Below are 20,380 nucleotides of genomic sequence, written 5' to 3' on the forward strand. Positions count from 1 at the left end.
ATGCAACATGACAAGAACGAGATCCCGGCGATCGAGCTGATCAACGTCAGCCGCCGCTTCGTCTCGCCGACCGGCAAGTCCCTGACGGCCTTGCGCGATTTCAACATGACGGTCGCCCGCGGAGAGTTCGTAGCCGTCGTCGGCCCCACCGGATGTGGTAAATCGACGACGCTCAATCTTGTGACGGGTCTCGCCCGCCCCAGCGCCGGTGAAGTCCGGCTGATGGGCGGCCCGATCACCGGCATTGACCCGCGTGTCGGCTTCGCATTCCAGACCGACGCGCTCTTTCCCTGGAAGAACGTCATCGACAACGTCATGGCCGGTCCGCTGTTTCGAGGCAAGTCGCGCGCCGAGGCAGAAAAGAGCGCACGCGACTGGCTCGCCCGTGTCGGCCTTTCGAAGTTTCTCCATCATTATCCCCACCAGCTGTCAGGCGGCATGCGCAAACGCGTCTCGCTGGCACAGACCTTCATCAACGAGCCGGAAATCCTGCTGATGGACGAGCCGTTTTCGGCTCTCGACGTGCAGACCCGCACCGTCATGCACGAAGAGCTCTTGAAACTGTGGGCCGAGCGCAAGGCCTCGGTGGTGTTCGTCACCCACGACCTCGAAGAAGCTGTCGCCCTTGCCGACAAGGTCTATGTCCTGACCGCCGGCCCCGCGACGGTCAAGTCGGTCTACACGATCGATCTCCCCCGTCCGCGCGTCGTGTCGGAAATCCGCTACGAGCAGAACTTCATCGACTACTGCAAGACGATCTGGGAGGACCTCCGCGAAGAGGTCGAGACCAGCTACCGCCGCGCGAGCGAAGCGGCCTGAGGGAGGATATCATGGCACACACCACTCTTGAGGCCGGTTCGGCCACCATGTTTCGGCCCGGCACGTCGGACACGGAAATCGAGGCGTCGGCGCTGAAGGCGATGCGCCAGCGCAAGACGCTGGTGCGCTTCTGGCAGATCGCCATCCTGGTCTTCGTGATCGGCATGTGGGAACTGTCTTCCAACATGCAGTGGATCGATCCGTTCTTCTATTCGAGCCCGAGCGGCGTCGTTCAGCGCCTCTACGAATGGGCAACCGAAGGCACCACGGAAGGTTCGCTCTGGTATAATCTATGGGTGACGATGGAGGAGGCCTTGATCGGATTCTTCGCGGGTTCGATCACCGGCGTCGTCGTCGGCATCGGTCTTGGCCGCAACCGCTTCCTGTCGGACATTTTCTCCGTTTATATCAAGGCGATCAACTCGATACCGCGCGTCGTTCTCGCCCCCATCTTCATCATGATCATGGGTCTCGGCCTGCCCTCCAAGGTTGCTCTCGCCTTCATCATGGTATTCTTCGTGGTATTCGCAAACGCCTTCCAAGGCGTGCGCGAGGCCGACCGTAATATGATCGCCAATGCCCGCATCCTCGGCGCCTCGGACTGGCAGGTCACCCGCACGGTGATCATTCCCTCGGCGATGAGCTGGATCTTCGCCAGTCTGCATGTGTCCTTCGGTTTCGCGATCATCGGCGCGATCGTCGGCGAATTCGTCGGCGCCCGCTTCGGGATTGGTCAGCTCATCTCGATCGCCAAGGGTACGTTCGATGCCGCCGGCATGTTCGCGGCAATCCTCCTGGTCATGGTCGTCACGCTTTTTGCCGAATACATCATGACATTGATCGAGAACCGTCTGGCGAAATGGCGTCCGCAACAGCACCTCGATACCCAGTGATCAAATCGGCCTCCTCCCAAGGCAGATAGAGAAGAAGGCCGGGTGCCATGCCCGGCCTTCTTCATTTGACGCGCTCGAGTTTAAGCGAGCGGAAGCCGTACCGTCACGATGAGCCCGCCGCCGCCTTCCGCATCATCGAGCGAGACTGAACCTCCTGCACCTTCGACAACCTCCCGAACGATCGACAACCCCAGACCGCTCCCCTCAGCTTCGGTCCCCATGATCCGGTAGAACCGTTCGAAAACCTGCTCGCGCTCCCCGCTCGGAATACCCGGCCCGTTGTCCTCGACGGTCACGACGGCATTGCCGTCCGCCTGCCCGACGGCGACGGTCACCCGTCCATTCGGGCGGGTATAGCGGATCGCGTTGTCTATGAGGTTGACCAACATCTCGCGCAACATCGTCGCGTCGCCGTCGACAATGACCGGGCGGACCGCTTCCAGACCGACGTCGATGTTGCGCCTGAGCGCCTCTTCGGCATGCGCTTCCAGGATCTCGCGGGCAGCCTTGCTGAGGTCTGTCGCATCGCTGCGCGGGCGCCGGCTTCCGGGCTCGGCCCGCGACAAGGTAAGAAGCTGGCTGGCGAGACGCGAAATCTGCTTCGTGCTGGTGCGAAGGGCGACAAGCGCCTCGTCACGGCGAGCCGGATCAGCTTCCCGGGCCGCCACGCTCGCCTGCGTCGAAATCAGCGCGAGCGGCGTTCGGAGCTGATGCGCGGCATTCGATACGAACCGTCGCTGCGCGGCCATCTGGTTCTGGACGCGCTCCATATGGTCGTTCAGGGCATGGACGAGCGGCTGCAGTTCGCTCTGCACCATTTCCGGCGGCAGCGGATCAAGACGATGGCGGCCGCGCTGGCGCACGGCGTCCCGCAGTCTCAGAGCGGGCGCCAGACCCCGTTGAAGCCCGAGGATGGTCACCAGGCTCGCGACGAAGACGAGCACGAACTGCTTCGAAAAGTCCGAAAGCCACAATTGCCGTCGCATCGCATACTGGCTGTTATGCGTAACGGCGACGGTCACGGAGATCGTGCCGTCATCGGGCAGGCCGACGACAGGATGGTCGAGCATCATGACACGCACATCGGCACCATGGAACGCGCGATCGGCGCCTGCCCGCTGGACGGCCGGCAACGGCAAGTCGGGAAAGCCGCTGACCAGACTGCCCCACGCGGTGATCACCTGGTAAGATACCCGGTCGCCGAAGCCTGTATCAAACATCTCCAGCGCGGAAGGCGGCACGTCCACCTGGACATTGCCGCCCTCGTCGACGCGGACGGCCTCGGCAATGACGCGGGCCGAGGCCAGAAGTGTTCGATCCGTCACCAGCTTTGCCGTCGCATCCGCCGTCCAGAAGCTGTCGTAAAGATTGAAGCCGATCGCGCCGAACAGGGTCATCAGCACCCAGCAGAGCAATTGTACCCTCAAGCTGTGGCTGAGCCGCGCGATCGCCGCGCCGACCTTTGTAACTAGGCTACTGGACATGTCGGAGGAGATAACCGAGCCCGCGCAACGTCGCAATCTGAACCGAACTGCTCTCCAGTTTCTTTCGCAGCCTGTGGACGTAGATTTCGATGGCGCTCGCATCCGCCTCGTCGTCGAAACCGAAGACGCTTTCAGAAAGCGCGGCTTTCGAAACCGTGATGCCATGCTTCATGACGAGCTGCTCGAGAACGGCATATTCGCGCGGCGTCAATTGCAGCGGCTCGCCTGCGACGAAAAACTGCCGCGTCCCACCGGAAAAAAGCAGGTTGCCGACGGTGATTTCCGACGAAGCCCGATCCTGGCCGCGGCGGACCACCGCACGGATCCTCGCTTCGAGCTCGGCGATTTCGAAGGGCTTGGCGAGATAGTCGTCGGCGCCGCTGTCGAGCCCCGCCACACGGCCGTCCAGGCTGGCATTCGCGGTCAAGATGATGACCGGCAGCTTGCTCCCGGACTGCCGCAATCGCTTTAAAAGCGTTAACCCGTCAAGTTTGGGCAGAGCAAGATCGAGGATCATCGCCGAATACTCAGCCACCTTGAGCAAATGCTCGGCGTCCTCGCCGTCATGGGCAATGTCGATAGCATATTGCGCCTGTCGCAGGGCTTTGCCCAGCCAGGCCGCCAGATCCTTGTTGTCCTCCACCACAAGCAGTCTCATCCGACCTCCTTAGCATGTGCGGACGGTCTGGCGGAAGCGTGACCCGATTTCCTCCGCCGAGGCCTGGCGTCCATGGCGCGAATTGTCCGTTATTTGTCCGGCGCGCGCATTTTCCTCTGTCTTCAAATCGCCGAATATGACTTCATAATCAACCTGGATGGAGCAAAAAATGTCCGGCCATGATACTGTCCTTCTCGTTATCGACGCCCAGGAGTCTTTCAGACACCGCGATTACTGGGATGAAAACCTCGCCTCCGCCTATATCGATCGTCAGCAGGCTCTGATCGACGGCGCGGAAGCCGATGGGATACCCATCATCCAAATCTTCCATGTCGATGAAAACGGCCCGTTTTCGGAAGCATCCGGGTTCGTCAGCACACTCGCTCCGCTCAGGATCGCCCCCAAGGCGACGTTCAGGAAGAGGCGCCATAGCGCCCTGGTCGGTTCCGGTCTCGACGTGTGGCTGACCGAGAACGGCGTCCGTCGTATCCTCGTCTCCGGCATCCGCACCGAACAGTGCTGCGAGACCACGACCCGTCATGCCTCCGATCTCGGCTATCAAGTCGACTATGTCGGCGAAGCGACGCTGACCTTCCCGATGACCGACGCCACAGGACGCACTTGGAGCGCCAAGGAAATCCGGGACCGGACCGAATTGGTCCTGTCGGGCCGGTTTGCTCGGATCGCGACCGTCGACCAGGCCCTGGCGGGGCGTGGAAAGTCACTCGCCGCATGACGGACGCCGCGCAGCCCTTCGATATTCCGGTCTTCGTCGTCGTGCCGCCGCGCGTGCTGCTGCTCGACGTCGCCGGCCCCATCGAAGTGCTGCGCAAGGCGAACCTCGAACAGTGCACAGTGCGCTTTACCGTCGCCTATATCGGCCCATCGGCGACGGTCGGCAGTTCGATCGGCCTTGCCGTTACGGGAGTCGCCGCATTGCCGGAGAGCTTGCCCGATACCGCGCTTGTCATCATTGCTGGCAGCGCCGATGCCCCGATGAAAAACAGCGCGCCAGGGAACGAACAGGAGCGCGCCGACCAGGCTGCCATCGTCGCATGGCTGAGGCACGCCATTCGCCCGGGAATTCGTCTGGTCTCGATCTGCTCGGGCGCATTGCTCGCTGCCGAGGCAGGCATGCTCGATGGCCGCGATTGCACCACCCATCATGGCTGCATAGAGGATCTGGCGAGGCTCGCTCCCACCGCGCGCGTCCGGGACAACCGGCTCTATGTCGAGGATGGAGATCGCCTCACCAGCGCCGGCATCACCGCCGGCATAGACCTCATGCTGCATATCGTTGCCGAAGCGGCCGGGCACGCGTGTGCGCTTGCGGTGGCACGATATCTTGTCGTCTATCTCAGGCGCGGCGGATCGGATCCGCAGCTTTCACCCTGGCTCGAAGGTCGCAACCATATCCACCCGGTCATTCACCGTGCACAGGATGCCGTGGCCGCCAACCCGTCTGAGGATTGGTCGGTGGTGTCGCTCGCCCGCCTCAGCGGCGCCAGCCCGCGCAACCTTTCACGGCTGTTCAACGAGCAGACGGGCATGAGCGTGACGGATTTCGTCAACCGTATGCGCGTGGCTCTTGCCCGCGAGATGCTCGCCGGTTCACGGCTGGACATGGAGGCTGTCGCGATGCGCGCCGGCTTCGGCTCGGCGCGGCAACTCCGCCGCGCCTGGAACCGTCTGAATGACGGCCCACCGAGTGCGGCACGGTCGAGGCTACCTACAGGCTCATAGCACAAGAGGAAGGACGGACGGGCCGATGCCCTACACCTCGATTCCCCAGATTTCGATCTGGGTCAGCGCCGGATAGGGCGAGGCGTCCTCGGCCTTGATCAGGCCGTGGAGTTCCACCCATTCGACGATGCAGGGTTCTATGGTAAAGCCCTGCGCAACACCCGATTTCACCAGCGAAAAACAGGAGGTCTTGCCATTCGAGAAGGTGACGCTGGCCTTTTCCCACCAGGAATCATGCGGAAAGTCGGCCCGGAGATAGAAAACGATCTCGTCGATCCTGACCGGCCTACCGAATTCCACCGTCAGTGCTGCTTGCGGATCGCGATTGATGCCCCAGCTCGTATAGGGCCAGAAGCCGTGATCATCGTTGGCCTTCTCGCCATCGATCGCGTTGCGCGCGGCAAAGACCGCTTCGCCGCGGGTCTCGACGTTGGCGCGCGCATGCGGAAACAGAGCCCGATTGGCGTGATCGTCCCAGGGGTTGAGGGCGAGATTGCGCCGATGGACGATCTCGTCAGGGCGTGTGCTTCGCGCTGAAAGCCGGTGGATATCGCCCCTGAAGGCATTCGGCGAATAGGGCTTGCGCTTATCGCCGAAGGGCACGGCGAGCGAATAGGCGCATTCCTTCATATAGACCAGGCCGGGCTGGACCGCGCCATCAAGGGAGAGGAAGACATGTCCGGGCTCGGAGACCTCCACGACCACGCGATCGCCTTCGCGATAGCTCTGGCGATAGACCAGGAACGTCTCGTCCCGGCCGATGGAACTCGCCAGCACCGCCCCACCGGCATCCACGATCTTCAGCGTCAATTCCATGCTCGCCCTCCCCAGAGCATGATGCCGAAAAGCGTGAGCGATTTTCGGACGACATCATGCTCTAACTCTTTAATTTTAGAACAGGATTCAGATTTTTAAGCCGACCCGGCCTGAAATCATCCTGTTCTAGACGATCCGCAATCTCAGCAGCCTGCCGGCAAACGGCAGGCGCAACCGGTAGATTTTCTCGGGCCAGGCCGATCTCAGCCGGGCGTCCTCCACGACGATCTCGTCGATTTCGATCTCGCCGGCGCCCTCGACGAAAATGCTGCCGAGATCGGCGAGATCGATCCTGTCCGGGCCGACGGTCGGCGCCAGGCATGTCATCAGCGACAGGACCGCCGGCTTGCCGCCGTCATAGGTGTCGACGATCTCGACATGGCGGCCGCGCAGCAGGGAAACAACGCGCCGATAGCTGTGCAACTGCGCTTCAGGGGGATAGGCGTCTGAAATATCGAGCGCTATGCGCGCGCTCCCTTCGTCAAACCCGACCTCGACATCGCGCGCGCCAAAAGCTTCGCCGGCCGACTGCATGACGCCTGCAAATGTCGGCAGGTTGTGGAACGCCGACTGCATCGTCCATATCTCGTAGCGCCGCGCCGAAAAGGTTTTTGCGGTATAGGTCTCGACGCCGACATCGATCAGGAACGGACGTCCCCTCTTGTAGAGCGTCACGCTCCCGACATCGTTGTGATTGTGGCCCTCGCCATTGTTGCCGCCCTTGACGGCAAGCGAAAACTGCTCGTCGCGGGCGATGAACAGGCCGATGCCGGGATAGAAGATATCGCGCCGGGATGCAGGATGCGGCGGGGCGGCAGCGGGAAGCGTCGGGCCGGCCAGCAGTTCCTGCACGCGATACCAGAGGTTCCATTCCCGGGGTATATGCGAATTGTTGGAAGCGGCTCTGTCGGCTGCGGCGAACTCAGCCAGCATCTCAGAGCCGACCGCCTGTCCGAACAGGTATTCCCGCGCGCTGCAGGGTTCAACCACCGCGGAGGAATCCGCGAAATTGAAATAGTAGCGGCCGGCCACATGCATATGGGCAATATATTCGGCCATGTTGCGGATCTTCGGCTGCTGCCAGACCCCGGCGAACAGGCCGGGCGCCACGGCGTCCAGGATGGTCAACGCACCATGCAGGCAGAGCGCGGCGTGGCGGTAATAGAGCACGCCCTCCTCGCAGGCGCCGTCCTCGGCATAGTCCTTCAGGAAGGCGTCGAGGCTGCCGAGCGCCTTTTTGACGACGGCGTGACGCGTGGGCTGATCTGTTTTCAGCGAGAAAACCGTCAACAGGACGTTCTGGCTTATCCATGCCGTCCAGTTGTTCATCCGCTCTTCGCCGCGGCCCATCCACCAGAAATGCCGGCCGAGATAGGGCGAGAGGATTCGGATCTCGATCTCGCGCTCCACGCGTGCCGTAATCTCGGGGCTGATGCCGTCGAGTTCGTCGCGAAACAATGCGACGACGGTGGCAAGCAGGGCGGCTGTTTCGGCGGCGAAGAGATCGACGACAGGCTGCGAATTGTCGGGAAGCGGCAGGCGCGCGCCGCTTCGTTCATAGGCGTTATGCGCCGGCAGCTGCCAGCCGCTCTCCTCCGCGATCAGGAAGATACCGTCGACGATCTTCGGCAGGAACCGCGCCTTGCCTTCAATGAGTTCACCGAGCACCAGATTGTTCAGCATCCGCCGCCGCGTGAAATAAAGCTCCTCGAAGCGCGCGCGGTTGCCGGTTTCGGTGAACTCCCGGTAATCCGAGGCCGCAATCAGCGGCCAGGCGCGCGCAACCGTCTCTTCGGCCTCGCCAATGACCAGTTCCCGTAGCGCTTGCGGCACAGTGCTCCATCTGAGGCGATCGGAGCCGACCGCCCCGGGCGTAAAATCGCCCAGCACATCCGGCAGCTCCCCTGAAATCTCGCTGAACATGTCCCTCCCCGTACCGGAAAAGCATCGATGGTCGTTTGGTCTCTGCATGCTCACCTATCATATGTATTTCGCGCTTTCTATAACATTCGTATGACCTATCCAGAACTTGTTTGACCAATACCCGATATGTGCTATGTGGTTGCGGGAGGAAGAGGAGGCATCGGTGTCCCTATCGAATTCGGTCATCGCGACGGATGGCGCTCCGGCAATCCCAAGCCGAAAAGTCGCGGCCTTGTCCAAGCGGCAGCGCAGGATCCGCAGCGCGCTCGTCGCCTATTCCTTCATTGCGCCGAATTTCATCGGCTTTGCCGTCTTCACGCTCGGCCCGATCCTGTTCGCCTTCGTGCTCGCCTTCATGCATTGGGACGGCTCGAATGCGATCACATTCGCCGGGCTGGATAATTTCTGGCGGCTCTTCGAGGACAAGGCCTTTATCGCGGCGTTCTGGAACACGGTGATCTATACGGTCGCTTCCGTGCCGGCGACGCTCATCTGCGCGCTCGGCCTCGCCGTTCTCCTCAATCAAAAGATCGCGGGGCGCGATTTCTTCCGCACGGCGATGTTCTTCCCTTATGTCGCCTCGCTGGTGGCCGTCGCGGTCGTCTGGAACATGATCTTCAATCCCGAGATGGGACCGGTGAACATGATCCTCTACACGCTCGGCCTCGATCCCAAGAACATGCCGGGATGGGCGGCCGATCGCCACTGGGCGATGGTGACGGTGATCCTCTTCGGCATTTGGAAGAACATGGGCTATTACATGGTCATCTATCTGGCCGGCCTGCAGGGCATTAATTCGGAGCTCTATGAGGCCGCCGATCTCGATGGCGCCAATTCCTGGCAGAAGTTCATCCATGTCACCGTGCCGCAGCTCGGGCCGACGACCTTCTTCGTCACCGTGATGCTGACGATTCAGTCCTTCAAGGTGTTCGACCAGATCTACATGATCACCCAGGGCGGGCCTGGCACCTCGACGCTCGTCCTCGTCTACCACATCTACAACGAGGCCTTCATTTCCTGGGATCTCGGCTATTCCAGCATGGTTGCGCTCGTTCTGTTCTTCCTCGTGCTCGCGGTCACCGTCTTCCAGTTCCGGCGCCAGAGGGAGGATGGTGAATGAGGATCGCAGGACGCAAGGTGACCGTCAGATCGGTCGCGATCTACGCCATCGTCATCGCCGTCACGCTCATCATGCTGATGCCGTTTGCCTGGATGCTTTCGGCATCGCTGAAGCTCAGCCGCGACGTGTTCGCCTTCCCGATCGAGTGGATACCGTCCGAGCCGCAATGGCATAACTACGTCGATATCTGGACGAAGATCCCGCTCGCGCTCTTCATCTACAACACGTCGAAGCTGACGATCATCGTCACGCTGCTGCAGCTTTTGACCTCCAGCTTTGCGGCTTACGCGTTTGCCAAGCTGAGTTTCCCCTACAAGAACACCCTGTTTCTCGGTTACATCGCCACCATCGCCATGCCCTGGCAGGTCTATATGGTGCCGCAATTCCTGCTGATGCGTGAATTCGGCCTCAACAACACCCATCTGGCGCTGATCTGCCTGCAGGCCTTCACCGCCTTCGGTGTCTTCCTGATGCGGCAGTTCTACATGTCGATCCCGACCGAGCTCTGCGAGGCGGCTCGCATCGACGGCATGAACGAGTACCAGATCTGGGCGCGTATCATGCTGCCGCTGTCGAAGCCCGCACTCTCGACGCTGACGATCTTCACTTTCGTCACCACCTGGAACGATTTTCTCGGGCCGATGATCTACCTGACCAAGACCGAGCTGAAGACCGTCCAGATCGGCCTGCGTATGTTCATCTCGCAATATTCGGCCGAATACGGGCTCATCATGGCTGCCTCCGTTGTCGCCCTCATTCCGGTTCTCGTCGTATTCCTCTCTCTCCAGCGTTTCTTCGTCGAGGGCATAGCCTCGACGGGACTGAAGGGTTAAATCCATGAACGCCGTCTCGTCCGTCGCCCCACAGCCGATCACCGATCCGGAGGTCAAAGCCGCGCTCGATCTTGCCGTCGAGCAGATCAGGCGCAACCTCCCCCAATTCACCCATGCCTCGCAGAACCATTCGAGCGTCGGAAATTTCTATCCCGCGGTGGCGAACGACCAATGGACAGCGGGCTTCTGGCCCGGCGAGCTGTGGCTCGCTTTCGAGCACAGCGGCGAGGCGGTTTTCCGCGATGCCGCGCAGGTCCAAGTCCAGTCATTCCTGCATCGGATCGTGAACCGCATCGAGACCGATCATCACGACATGGGCTTTCTCTATTCGCCCTCTTGCATCGCCGCCTGGAAGCTCGTCGGAGACGAGGATGGCCGCAGGGCCGCCATCCTGGCCGCCGACCAGCTGATCGAGCGCTTCCAGCCCGTCGGTCAGTTCATCCAGGCCTGGGGCCGCAAGGGCAAGGCGGAGGAATACCGCTACATCATCGACTGCCTGCTGAACCTGCCGCTTCTCTACTGGGCAAGCCGCGAGACCGGCGATCCGAAATACCGCGAGATCGCGCTCATTCACGCCCGCACCACGCTCGCCAACTCGGTTCGGCCGGATGATTCCACCTATCACACCTTCTATCTGGACCCGGTCACCGGAGCGCCGGTGCGCGGCGCCACCAAACAGGGTTACAAAGACGATAGCGCCTGGGCGCGCGGACAGGCCTGGGCAATCGCTGGCATGGCGCTCTCCTATCGCTATGAGCGGATCGAGGAATATCGCCAAACCTTCGACAGGTTGCTTGCCTTCTATCTCAACCGGCTGCCGGCCGACATGGTGCCCTATTGGGATCTCGTCTTTTCGGATGGCGATGGCGAGCCGCGCGACAGCTCGTCGGCCTCGATCGCCGCCTGCGGCCTTCTGGAGATGGCCGATCTCGTCGAACCGGAACCGGCCTCACGCTATCGCACGCTGGCGCGCCGCATGATGAAGAGCCTTGCGGATCATTATGCGGTCAAGGATCCCACCGTCTCCAACGGCCTGGTGCTGCACGCCACCTATTCGAAGAAATCGCCGTTCAACACCTGCCGCGGCGAGGGCGTCGATGAATGCGTCTCCTGGGGAGACTATTATTACATGGAAGCTCTGACGCGCCTTTCGCGCAACTGGTCTTCCTATTGGTGAATTCAGGAGAACTCGATGGCCAGCATTTCGCTTAAAGAGCTGAACAAGAGCTACGGTGCGCTCACCGTCGTCCACGACATCGACCTTGAGATCGCAGACAAGGAATTCATCATTCTGGTCGGCCCGTCGGGCTGCGGCAAATCGACGACGCTACGGATGATCGCCGGCCTCGAGGAAATATCGGGAGGAGAGCTCAAGATCGGCGGCGACGTCATGAACGACGTCCCTTCCAAGGATCGGGATATCGCCATGGTGTTCCAGAATTATGCGCTCTATCCGCATATGACCGTCTACAAGAACATGGCTTTTGGGTTGCAGCTCAGGAAGGTGTCGCGCGACTTCATCGATGCCCAGGTGCAGGACGCCGCCAGGATCCTCGACATCAGCCATCTCCTGAACCGCAAGCCGAAGGCGCTTTCGGGCGGGCAGCGCCAGCGCGTCGCGCTCGGCCGCGCCATGGTGCGCAATCCGGCCGTCTTCCTTCTCGACGAGCCACTTTCCAATCTCGACGCCAAGCTGCGCGGCACGATGCGCTCGGAAATCACCAAGCTGCACAAGCGCCTCAACGCCACCTTCATCTACGTCACCCATGACCAGGTCGAGGCTATGACCATGGCGGACCGGATCGTCGTCATGAAGGACGGGCACATCCAGCAGGTGGATACGCCGCAGAACCTCTATGACCGCCCCGTCAACATGTTCGTTGCCGGCTTCATCGGCGCGCCGCAGATGAACATGCTGCCCTCGACCATTCTGCGCCGGGGCGACGGCTACGTCGCCGTCTTCGACGGCCGGGAACTGCCGCTGCCTGCCCATTTCGACAAAAGCAGGATCGCCCCCTACGAGGGCCGCGAACTGGTGCTTGGCATCCGTCCGGAGAATTTCCACGAGCTGCCGCCGGCCGACATCGCGCCCGAGAACCTGGCGCCTCTCAAGGCGGTCGTGGAACTTGCCGAACCGATGGGATCGGAAGTGCACCTGAACATGGTAGCAGGCGGTCGCAATCTGATCGCCCGCGTCTCGCCGCGCTACCGGCCTGATATCGGCGAGGAGGCGGTGCTGGTCGCCGATATGACCAATGCGCAGCTGTTCGACAAGGAAACGGAACGCTCGATTCTATACTGAGACGCCTGCGGGAGACGGCAATGCAGTGGTTGCGGGACATGTGGACGAGGGAGGGACCGGGCATTCCGAAGGATGCGCCGAAGAGGACCGGCCTTGCCCTGTTCGCCGAGATCCTCGTCCGCGAGTGGTGGGAGATGGTTAAGCTGAACATCCTCTTCATCCTGTCCGCCCTCTTCGTCGTGACGCTGCCGGCAGCGCTCGCCGCCATGGCCCGGGTCTCGGTCGCCGTGGTGGAAGATCGCAACACCTATCTGCTCAGGGACTTCACGGAAGCTTTTCTGCGCTACTTCTGGCGCGCCACCGGCTGGGGCCTGGCGTTGGGCGGCGCCCTCGCGATCGGCATCTATGCGATCGTCACCTATGCCGCAGGCGCGCGCAACAATCTGTTGCTCAGCGCACCGCTGACGATCGCCCTCGTCGCCACCGCTTTCATCGCGGTTCTCGCCTGCCATCTCATCGTTCTGATGGTGATGCGCGATCTACCGGCTCTGAGGTTGCTGCGCCTCGCCGCGCTCGCCTCCGTCATCCGTCCGCTCCCGGCGCTCGCCGCACTCGCCTTTACCGCCGGCCTCTGGCTGGCGCATGTCCTCTTCTATCCGGTTTCGGTGTTCATGCCGGCAACCTTCAATTTTTCACTCGGAATGTTCGCCGTCGCATTCGGCGTCCATCGGGCGGCGGTGACGGTTCTAGACCTGCCAAACGCAACACAGCCGCACAGCGAACCGCATAGACGAGACGCTTCATAAAATAACTGATCCAGAGATGATCCAGGGAAGGAGAACGGGAATGTATTTGGATAAATTCGGGGGGACGGTGAAACTTGCCGTGGCAGGATTCACCTTGGCGGCGATGACGACCGGGGCAGCGTTTGCCCAGGACGCCGTGACGCTCAAATGGGCTTTGTGGGATTGGGACAAGACCGCCTATTACAAGCCTCTGATCGAGGCCTATCAGGCCAAACACCCCAACGTGAAGTTCGAGCCGATGGACCTCGGCTCGCAAGACTATCAGCAGATGATCTCGACGCAGCTGACCGGCGGCTCCAAGGACATCGACATCGTCACCATCAAGGATGTGCCGGGCTACACCAATCTGGTGCGCGCCGGTAACATCGCCGATCTCAGCGGCTTCGTTAAGGATCAGAAGATCGACTCGGCTCCCTTTGGCGGCCTGATCGAGGAACTGACCATCGATGGCAAGATCTACTCCCTGCCGTTCCGCTCCGACTTCTGGGTCGTCTATTACAACAAGGATATATTCGACAAAGCAGGCGTCCCCTACCCCACCAATGACATGACCTGGGCGCAGTTCGACGAGACCGCCGAGAAGCTTTCGGGCGGCATGGGCACCAACAAGACCTATGGCGCGCTTCTGCATACCTGGCGGTCAACCGTTCAATTGCCTGCCATCCTCGACGGAAAACACACGCTTGTTGACGGCGACTACGGCTTCCTGAAGCCATGGTACGAGAGGGCGCTGAACCTGCAGAAGGATGGCGCGATTCCCTCCTATGCCTTCCTGAAGACGTCGAACACACATTATTCGGCGCTCTTCTTCAATGGCACGATCGGCATGCTGCCGATGGGAACCTGGTTCGTCGGCACCCAGATCACCAAGGTGAAATCGGGTGAATCGAAGAGCAGGAACTGGGGCATCGTCAAGTTCCCGCATCCCGACGGTGTGGCAACCGGCACGACCGCTGCGCAGATTTCCGGCCTGGCGGTCAACGCCAATTCCGACCACAAGGATGCCGCGCTCGATTTCATCAAGTTTGTCACCGGTCCTGAGGGCGCAGCAGTTATCGCGTCGACGGGCACCTTCCCTGCGCTCAAGACGGATGATGTCAGCGCCAAGATCGCGGCAACACCCGGATTTCCTGAGGATGCGGCCAGCAAGGAGGCGCTGAAGCCGTCGAAAACCTATCTGGAGATGGCGGTCAACCCGAACGCCGCCAAGATCGAGGTCGTGCTCAACCGGGTGCATGACGCGATCATGACTGACAGCACCTCCGTCGATGACGGGCTGAAGGAAATGACCGAAGGCGTGAAGGCGATCAAGTAGGCGTCCAGAAATGTCGACGGCCGCGGGCAATATCTGCCCGCGGCCGATCCTGTTTTTCATGAATTTCGAGCCTGACAATGATATATGATCCCGCCCGGGCCAATCCGCTTTTCGGCAATCCCCTGAAGACACGCGACGACCTCGCCAAGGCCGTCACCGATCTCTTCGAGCCGCTGCTGCCGTATTTTTCCGAAGGCGGCGCCCGTGTGCGCCTCGGCGCAGCCGGCGCGATCTTCGATCGGGCGGCGGCGGATCTGGAGGGATTTGCGCGGCCGCTCTGGGGGATCGTTCCGCTCGTTGCCGGCGGCGGCGCGTTCCCGCATTGGGATCTCTATCGCCGCGGGCTGGCAAACGGCACCAATCCTGCTCATCCCGAATATTGGGGCGATCTTGCCGATCGCAATCAGCGGCTGGTCGAGCTCGCCGCGGTCGGCTTCGCCCTGGCGCTTGTGCCAGAGCACATCTGGGAACCGCTCAACGACAGCGAGAAGAAGACGGTCGCTGCCTATCTTCTTCGAGCGCGCGAGTTGGAATTCATCGACAATAACTGGAAATTCTTCCGTGTGCTCATCGATCTCGGGTTGGAACGCGTGGGCGTGGCGTTCGATCACTGGAAAACCCTCGCCTATCTCGACGAACTGGAGGCCTTCGACCTCGGAGAAGGCTGGTATCGCGACGGGCCGGTTCGGCGGGTCGATCATTACATTCCCTTTGCCATGCATTTCTACGGAATGATCTATGCCGTCCTGGCCAAGGGCGACGAGGCGCGCAAGGATCGCTTCCGCGATCGCGCCGAGATCTTCGCCAGCGATATCCGCCACTGGTTCGGCCCGGATGGGGCAGCCCTTGCCTTCGGCCGCAGCCAGACCTACCGCTTCGCGGCGGGAGGTTTCTGGGGCGCGCTTGCCTTTGCCGGTGTCGAAGCCCTGCCCTGGGCCGAGATCAAGGGCTATTACATGCGCCATATCCGCTGGTGGGCGGCGATGCCGATTGCCGATCGCGACGGCGTTCTTTCGGTCGGCTATGGCTATCCGAACCTCTTCATGAGCGAGAGCTACAACTCTCCCGGCTCGCCCTATTGGGCGCTGAAATTCTTCCTGCCGCTCGCCCTTCCGGGGGATCATCCCTTCTGGGCGGCCGAGGAGGCGTCGCAGCCGGAATTTCCGGAGCCGGTTGCGTTGAAGCCGGCGGGAATGGTCGCCATGCACACGCCGGGAAACGTGGTCGTGCTCTCCTCAGGGCAGCAGCACGACAAGATGCTCGGTGCAAACGAGAAATATTCGAAATTCGTCTATTCCACCCGCTACGCCTTCAACGTCGAAGCCGACGACCGGAATTTCTCCGCCGCAAGCTTCGACGGCATGCTCGGCCTCTCCGACGACGGCGTCCATTTCCGCATGCGCGAAACCCTCGAAGAGGCGTTGATCGCAGGCGACCTGCTCTATTCGCGCTGGCGCCCCTGGAGCGATGTCACTATCGAAACCTGGCTGCTTCCTGAAAATCCGTGGCACATCCGCATTCACCGCATCGCCACGCCACGCACACTCAGCACCATCGAGGGCGGTTTTGCGATCGAGCGCGCGGATTTCAATGCCGACCGCTCCGATGCAAGGGATGGCCGGGCTGTCTGGTACGGGCAGACCGACGTCAGCGCCATCGTCGATCTATCGCCCAATCCAAGGGCCGGCCATGCGATGAGCCCGATCCCGAACACCAATCTCATCCACGCCAAGACCCTACTGCCGCAGCTGCGCGGCAACATCGGCGCAGGCACCATCGTGCTGGTGACCGCCGCGATGGCCCTGCCCAGCCGTGAGAACTGGGCAAAAGCGCTCGATAATCCGCCAGCCCGTCCCCGCCTCGACGAGGTAGAGCGGCTCTTCCGCGAGAAAGGCGTACAGGTGCCGGCATTCGCCCTCGGGATGTAGCTTGGAGGCACCGGCTTCCGGGTTTCGACCGCGGGCCAGACGGTTGATTATCGTGCGGTGAACTCGAACCGGTATGCTTCACCAATGCGCTGCGCCAGCTGGGCCATTTGATCGTCAGGGATCTGCAGAACCCCGTGCTCCGCCATCAGTGCATGGTATTGCTGCTTTTCAAGAGGCACACCTGAGGGCAAGGGAACGACATGAAAATGCAGGTGGCTGTTGGCTTGTTGGCTGCCGAGCGAAAGCACATAAATTCGCTCGGCGTCGAACACACTTTTGAGGGCGCGCGACAAGACATGCACCTTCTCCTGAAGTCGAAGATATTCATCCGTCGACATGTCCCGCGCCAGATCCTCACGGTGCTCCTTCGGACAGACGAGGCAATAGCCCGGTAGAGTGGGATATTTGCTCAGGAAAATGATCGTCTCGTGGTCTTCAAAAACGCGATGATGATAGAAGGCCGGGTCGTTCCTGACCAAGCTGCAGATAAAGCATGGTGTTGTTCCGATGTCGTGCACATAGGCCTCGAGATCAAATGGTTGGCGTTCGATGATTCTGAACCTCTCCAATGGCGGTCGCAAACTTCCGGAATTTTGGCGCGGCAACCCGGCTGAAGAACATAATATTTTCGGATTACTCAATAGTTATATTTACATCTTCAACTAATGAATAAGAAAGACCCACTCTTCACAACATTGCTGTAATGAAATCCGGCAAAGCGCAGCAGCATACTCAGCTTTCAGTTTCCGAAATCTTGGGAGGAGGACGCAATGCCTACCATAATGATCTGTCACGACGTTAACGACACGAAACACTGGCTCGCTTCACCAATCCGCAAACAAGTATTGGAACCCAACGGCGTCACGAACATTCGCACGTTTACGGACCCTCAAAACTCCAACCGCGTCGGCTTGGTCATGGACGTTGCAGACATGGAAAAGTTGATGGCCTTCATGCAGACCAAGGCAGCGGCAGATGCGATGGCGAGTGATGGCGTCTTGCCCGAAACCATGATGTTCCTCGTTCAATCGTAACACACGTCTTAACGAGTCTTGGAAATGCAACGCGGGAGGATGACATGACGACATTATTCGTGCGGCACGAGGTCTCCGACTACGCCGCTTGGCGCAAGATATATGATACCTTTTCGCCGGTGCAGAAGGCCAATGGGGTGACGGCGCAGGCCGTTTATCGAGCAATCGACAACCCGAACGATATTACCGTCACCCACGAGTTCGCCACGCTTGAAGCGGCGCAAGCATTCAGCAAGCTGGACGAATTGAAGACGGCGATGCGCACGGGAGGCGTGCTCGGCGCGCCGACGGTGTGGTTTACCAACAAGGCGTGACCGCTCTCAGTGCATGACATGCAGGCGGGTAGTGTGCGCTCGGCCGATTGCCGACCTTGATGGCAATGGCTAGCGACTGCAAATTTGTCCGAGTTCCTATTATCCGCTCCTGATGTCGCGCAAGAGATCCAGGCCGCGCTGGTATTTTTCCGTTTTCTTGCCGCTCTGTTCGGCCTGCCGGAGATTGTCTTCAAGATCGGCCTGTTTGACGGACAGGGCCAGCGGGTTTGATGCCGCACGTCTGACGAAGTCGTCATCCGGCTCATCTGGCCGCCGTGTCAAAGCATTCACCGCGGAGATGATCGCCGGCGGAAAGCCTTCTTCTCTCAGCCTGTCGAGCGTCCACCCGCTGCCCTTCTCGACCACATCATGAATGTAGGCGACCGTTCGTGTCTCGTCGCCGGAAACCAGAAGCGCTACCCGCTGGCAGTGCTCGAAGAATGGCCGGCCGGTCTTGTCCGCCTGGCCTTTATGGGCCGTAAGAGCGATCTGGATGGCATGGTCGAGATGCTGCATGGCGATCACGGCCCTTCGGTCTTCTTCACTTTCCGCCGGAAAGGCTTTTCGCCCGTCGTCATCTCGACGTCAGGGACCGGAGCCACGGCTGTTTGAACCGGCCTCGCTCGTGGCCGATCGAAGTCGCCGCTCTCACCGGCGCCTTGAAGCAGCGCCGCATCGTCCCTGTCGTCTTCATCGAGCAGGTCCTGCAGCGTCTCATGCTCATCCTCGCCGGCCAGTTCGTCGCAGGCTTGCAGCCAATGGCGCTCGTCAGCGCCATCGGGGTGGCCCTCGGCCTCCCAGATTTCGTAGGCGCGCTGGCGTATCTGCTCGTGCTTGTCTATGGCCATGATCTCCTCCAAGCGCATTAGGATGAGCCCTCCGAAGAGCGGCCCGGCCGCCTTTCAGGGCGTGTTGATGGTTGGAAGAAAATCCTCCACCTGTTTGCGTTGATCCTTTGGAAGCGTCTCCACCCGTTCCTTCCAGAACCGTTCGGCCTCCGGCGGGTCCTCATCCCATTGGCGGACATCGGTGATATTGTCGTCGATCTTGGAGCGGCGGTGGCCGCCGAGGCTGAGATATTCCCTTGCAAGCTTCAGGCTTGGGGTTTCCGTGCCGCTATTGCGATCTAATGCCGTCCTCGCGTTGCGCCGGGCAGTTTCCAATGCCCTTTTGCGATCGGTCTCGGCCCGTTCTGTATCGGCGGACCGCGCGTCGTCTGTGCCGCTCTCAGGCGGCACGCTGGATTTGAAAGTCGTCATGGATCACCTTTCGATATTGTGATCCAATAACCTTCGCAGGCAGTGAGAGTTCCGCGTGAGTGGTGATTGATTTGAGCGGGCGATCCAGGCGGGGCCACGCCGCCGGCAGTCAATGGACAGCCATGCTCACCATCCGATAGGGGTGCACGGCTTCGAATTGCGAGATCATCGCCGCTGCCTGCTGCAATACCAACTCGGCATTCTCAGGATCGTCACGGGCGAGTTCATCGGCATTGACGCGGATCGCTTCAGCCATGTTGTTGGAGAGTGCCGCAAAATGCGTATTTCCTTCGACAAAGGCCTCGCGCGCCGTGTCCTCCAGCGTACGAGCGATATCGACGAGGATTTCCTCGCGTTCCTCGATACTGAGGTCTTTGATGATATTGGTCTTCTCTTCCATGTCACTCACTCCAAAAAGACGTGGGACGATGACCGAGCTTAAGAAAGCCTCGATCACCAAAGATTTGGGAATGCCGAAATCCGGATTCAAGCCTCAATCCTGCTCGAACTCGCCTCCGGCACCACGCCGTCGCCTTCATTATTCGAACGCGGGAGCCGATTTTCTGTTCCCTGCCGAGCGTTGGCACTCACCGGCAGAGAGTGCCAATTTTTCTTCCATCACCTCTTGAATTGTAGAACCATCGAACCAAATCATTCTCGCAAGGCGCGCGCGCGAGCACCCGCCCGGATTGGTCATTCGGTCCGGTTAGAACAGGATGACTTTAGGCCTGCTCGGCCTAAAATCTGAATCCTGTTCTAATCTAAGAGTTAGAGCTTGATGTCGTCCGAAAACCGCGCACACTTTTCGGCATCATTCTCCAAGGGAACAACGTCATCACTGTTTGTCGATGGAGGAAAGACATGTCGTTCCGACCGCTTCATGACCGCATTCTCGTCCACCGGGTCGATTCAGAGGAAAAGACCAAGGGCGGCATCATCATTCCCGACACCGCCAAGGAAAAACCGCAGGAAGGCGAGGTCATCGCCGTTGGCCCTGGCGCGCGCAACGACGCCGGCCAGATCCAGGCGCTCGACGTCAAGCCCGGCGATCGCATCCTGTTCGGCAAATGGTCGGGCACCGAGATCAAGATCAATGGCGAAGACATGCTGATCATGAAGGAAAGCGACGTGATGGGCATCATCGAACCGCAAGGTGAAAAGAAGCAGGCCGCCTGAGATCTGCGGACATCAGT

24 protein-coding genes are annotated in these 20,380 nt (G+C 60.5%); 15 read left to right on the plus strand and 9 right to left on the minus strand.

The features are described 5' to 3' along the window. Together ACM5SV_RS01125 and ACM5SV_RS01130 are read left to right on the plus strand one after the other, a co-directional pair. The gene (locus tag ACM5SV_RS01125) at positions 1–819 is read left to right on the plus strand and encodes an ABC transporter ATP-binding protein (protein WP_026157598.1); all 819 of its coding nucleotides are present in this window, start codon (positions 1–3) and stop codon (positions 817–819) included. 11 nt (positions 820–830) lie between these two features. Then, positions 831–1,712 (plus strand): ABC transporter permease, encoded by an 882-nt coding sequence (locus ACM5SV_RS01130; RefSeq protein ID WP_012755422.1) that lies wholly within the window; start codon positions 831–833, stop codon positions 1,710–1,712. Positions 1,713–1,792: 80 nt separating this feature from the next. On the opposite strand, the gene ACM5SV_RS01135 is transcribed toward ACM5SV_RS01130, so the two are convergent. Both ACM5SV_RS01135 and ACM5SV_RS01140 read right to left on the minus strand, forming a co-directional pair. Continuing rightward, the gene (locus tag ACM5SV_RS01135) at positions 1,793–3,196 is read right to left on the minus strand and encodes a sensor histidine kinase (protein WP_221962721.1); all 1,404 of its coding nucleotides are present in this window, start codon (positions 3,194–3,196) and stop codon (positions 1,793–1,795) included. Beyond that, on the minus strand, positions 3,186–3,854 hold the full coding sequence (locus ACM5SV_RS01140) for a response regulator (RefSeq protein ID WP_003562839.1): 669 nt from the start codon (positions 3,852–3,854) through the stop codon (positions 3,186–3,188). The genes ACM5SV_RS01135 and ACM5SV_RS01140 overlap by 11 nt, the downstream gene beginning before the upstream one ends. Positions 3,855–4,011: 157 nt before the next feature. On the opposite strand from ACM5SV_RS01140, the gene ACM5SV_RS01145 reads away from it, so the two are divergent. Together ACM5SV_RS01145 and ACM5SV_RS01150 are read left to right on the plus strand one after the other, a co-directional pair. Beyond that, entirely contained in the window at positions 4,012–4,590 is a 579-nt protein-coding gene (locus ACM5SV_RS01145; RefSeq protein WP_017996366.1) for an isochorismatase family protein, read from the plus strand. Next, on the plus strand, positions 4,587–5,597 hold the full coding sequence (locus ACM5SV_RS01150; RefSeq protein WP_012755420.1) for a GlxA family transcriptional regulator: 1,011 nt from the start codon (positions 4,587–4,589) through the stop codon (positions 5,595–5,597). Before ACM5SV_RS01145 ends, ACM5SV_RS01150 begins: the two co-directional genes overlap by 4 nt. Positions 5,598–5,627: 30 nt before the next feature. Here the strand turns inward: ACM5SV_RS01150 and ACM5SV_RS01155 are convergent, their stop codons facing one another. Beyond that, on the minus strand, positions 5,628–6,413 hold the full coding sequence (locus ACM5SV_RS01155) for a carbohydrate-binding protein (protein ID WP_419424913.1): 786 nt from the start codon (positions 6,411–6,413) through the stop codon (positions 5,628–5,630). 126 nt (positions 6,414–6,539) lie between these two features. Further along, on the minus strand, positions 6,540–8,336 hold the full coding sequence (locus tag ACM5SV_RS01160; RefSeq protein ID WP_419424914.1) for a heparinase II/III domain-containing protein: 1,797 nt from the start codon (positions 8,334–8,336) through the stop codon (positions 6,540–6,542). Between the two features lie 133 nt (positions 8,337–8,469). Here ACM5SV_RS01160 and ACM5SV_RS01165 point away from each other — a divergent pair, with 133 nt between their 5' ends. The 7 genes from ACM5SV_RS01165 (at position 8,470) to ACM5SV_RS01195 (ending at position 16,580) form a co-directional block, all read left to right on the plus strand. Next, positions 8,470–9,456, plus strand: coding sequence for a carbohydrate ABC transporter permease (locus tag ACM5SV_RS01165; RefSeq protein ID WP_221991010.1), 987 nt, complete (start codon positions 8,470–8,472; stop codon positions 9,454–9,456). Beyond that, positions 9,453–10,289, plus strand: coding sequence for a carbohydrate ABC transporter permease (locus ACM5SV_RS01170; protein ID WP_419424915.1), 837 nt, complete (start codon positions 9,453–9,455; stop codon positions 10,287–10,289). Before ACM5SV_RS01165 ends, ACM5SV_RS01170 begins: the two co-directional genes overlap by 4 nt. 4 nt (positions 10,290–10,293) lie before the next feature. Next, positions 10,294–11,466, plus strand: coding sequence for a glycoside hydrolase family 88 protein (locus ACM5SV_RS01175; protein ID WP_419424916.1), 1,173 nt, complete (start codon positions 10,294–10,296; stop codon positions 11,464–11,466). Positions 11,467–11,481: 15 nt separating this feature from the next. Beyond that, entirely contained in the window at positions 11,482–12,591 is a 1,110-nt protein-coding gene (locus ACM5SV_RS01180; protein ID WP_113547390.1) for an ABC transporter ATP-binding protein, read from the plus strand. A 20-nt stretch (positions 12,592–12,611) separates the two neighbouring features. After that, entirely contained in the window at positions 12,612–13,337 is a 726-nt protein-coding gene (locus tag ACM5SV_RS01185) for a YesL family protein (protein ID WP_017996372.1), read from the plus strand. A 40-nt stretch (positions 13,338–13,377) separates the two neighbouring features. After that, complete coding sequence (locus tag ACM5SV_RS01190) at positions 13,378–14,652, plus strand: ABC transporter substrate-binding protein (RefSeq protein ID WP_419424917.1); 1,275 nt, start codon at positions 13,378–13,380, stop codon at positions 14,650–14,652. A 77-nt stretch (positions 14,653–14,729) separates the two neighbouring features. Beyond that, entirely contained in the window at positions 14,730–16,580 is a 1,851-nt protein-coding gene (locus ACM5SV_RS01195; protein ID WP_419424918.1) for a DUF2264 domain-containing protein, read from the plus strand. Between the two features lie 47 nt (positions 16,581–16,627). On the opposite strand, the gene ACM5SV_RS01200 is transcribed toward ACM5SV_RS01195, so the two are convergent. Further along, on the minus strand, positions 16,628–17,134 hold the full coding sequence (locus ACM5SV_RS01200; RefSeq protein WP_128406129.1) for an HIT family protein: 507 nt from the start codon (positions 17,132–17,134) through the stop codon (positions 16,628–16,630). Between the two features lie 216 nt (positions 17,135–17,350). Between ACM5SV_RS01200 and ACM5SV_RS01205 the strand changes: the two genes are divergently transcribed. Further along, complete coding sequence (locus ACM5SV_RS01205) at positions 17,351–17,614, plus strand: hypothetical protein (RefSeq protein WP_003562866.1); 264 nt, start codon at positions 17,351–17,353, stop codon at positions 17,612–17,614. Positions 17,615–17,658: 44 nt separating this feature from the next. Beyond that, on the plus strand, positions 17,659–17,928 hold the full coding sequence (locus ACM5SV_RS01210) for a hypothetical protein (RefSeq protein ID WP_003562868.1): 270 nt from the start codon (positions 17,659–17,661) through the stop codon (positions 17,926–17,928). A 99-nt stretch (positions 17,929–18,027) separates the two neighbouring features. On the opposite strand, the gene ACM5SV_RS01215 is transcribed toward ACM5SV_RS01210, so the two are convergent. From ACM5SV_RS01215 to ACM5SV_RS01230, 4 genes are all read right to left on the minus strand, one after another. Continuing rightward, on the minus strand, positions 18,028–18,444 hold the full coding sequence (locus ACM5SV_RS01215) for an HD domain-containing protein (protein ID WP_003562869.1): 417 nt from the start codon (positions 18,442–18,444) through the stop codon (positions 18,028–18,030). Between the two features lie 5 nt (positions 18,445–18,449). Beyond that, positions 18,450–18,776, minus strand: a complete 327-nt coding sequence (locus ACM5SV_RS01220; RefSeq protein ID WP_026157601.1) for a DUF2934 domain-containing protein — start codon at positions 18,774–18,776, stop codon at positions 18,450–18,452. Between the two features lie 54 nt (positions 18,777–18,830). Then, positions 18,831–19,187 carry a hypothetical protein gene (locus ACM5SV_RS01225; protein WP_003562872.1) on the minus strand — a complete coding sequence of 119 codons (357 nt, stop codon included), beginning with the start codon at positions 19,185–19,187 and terminating at the stop codon, positions 18,831–18,833. Between the two features lie 109 nt (positions 19,188–19,296). After that, on the minus strand, positions 19,297–19,587 hold the full coding sequence (locus ACM5SV_RS01230) for a hypothetical protein (protein WP_003562874.1): 291 nt from the start codon (positions 19,585–19,587) through the stop codon (positions 19,297–19,299). A 28-nt stretch (positions 19,588–19,615) separates the two neighbouring features. Here ACM5SV_RS01230 and ACM5SV_RS01235 point away from each other — a divergent pair, with 28 nt between their 5' ends. Further along, on the plus strand, positions 19,616–19,816 hold the full coding sequence (locus tag ACM5SV_RS01235; protein WP_128406107.1) for a hypothetical protein: 201 nt from the start codon (positions 19,616–19,618) through the stop codon (positions 19,814–19,816). A gap of 232 nt (positions 19,817–20,048) precedes the next feature. Continuing rightward, positions 20,049–20,363 (plus strand): co-chaperone GroES, encoded by a 315-nt coding sequence (locus tag ACM5SV_RS01240; RefSeq protein WP_017996377.1) that lies wholly within the window; start codon positions 20,049–20,051, stop codon positions 20,361–20,363. The last annotated feature ends 17 nt before the right edge of the window (positions 20,364–20,380 follow it).

This window comes from Rhizobium sp. CRRU65 (assembly GCF_048551595.1).
GTDB classification, from domain to species: Bacteria; Pseudomonadota; Alphaproteobacteria; order Rhizobiales; family Rhizobiaceae; genus Rhizobium; species Rhizobium leguminosarum_J.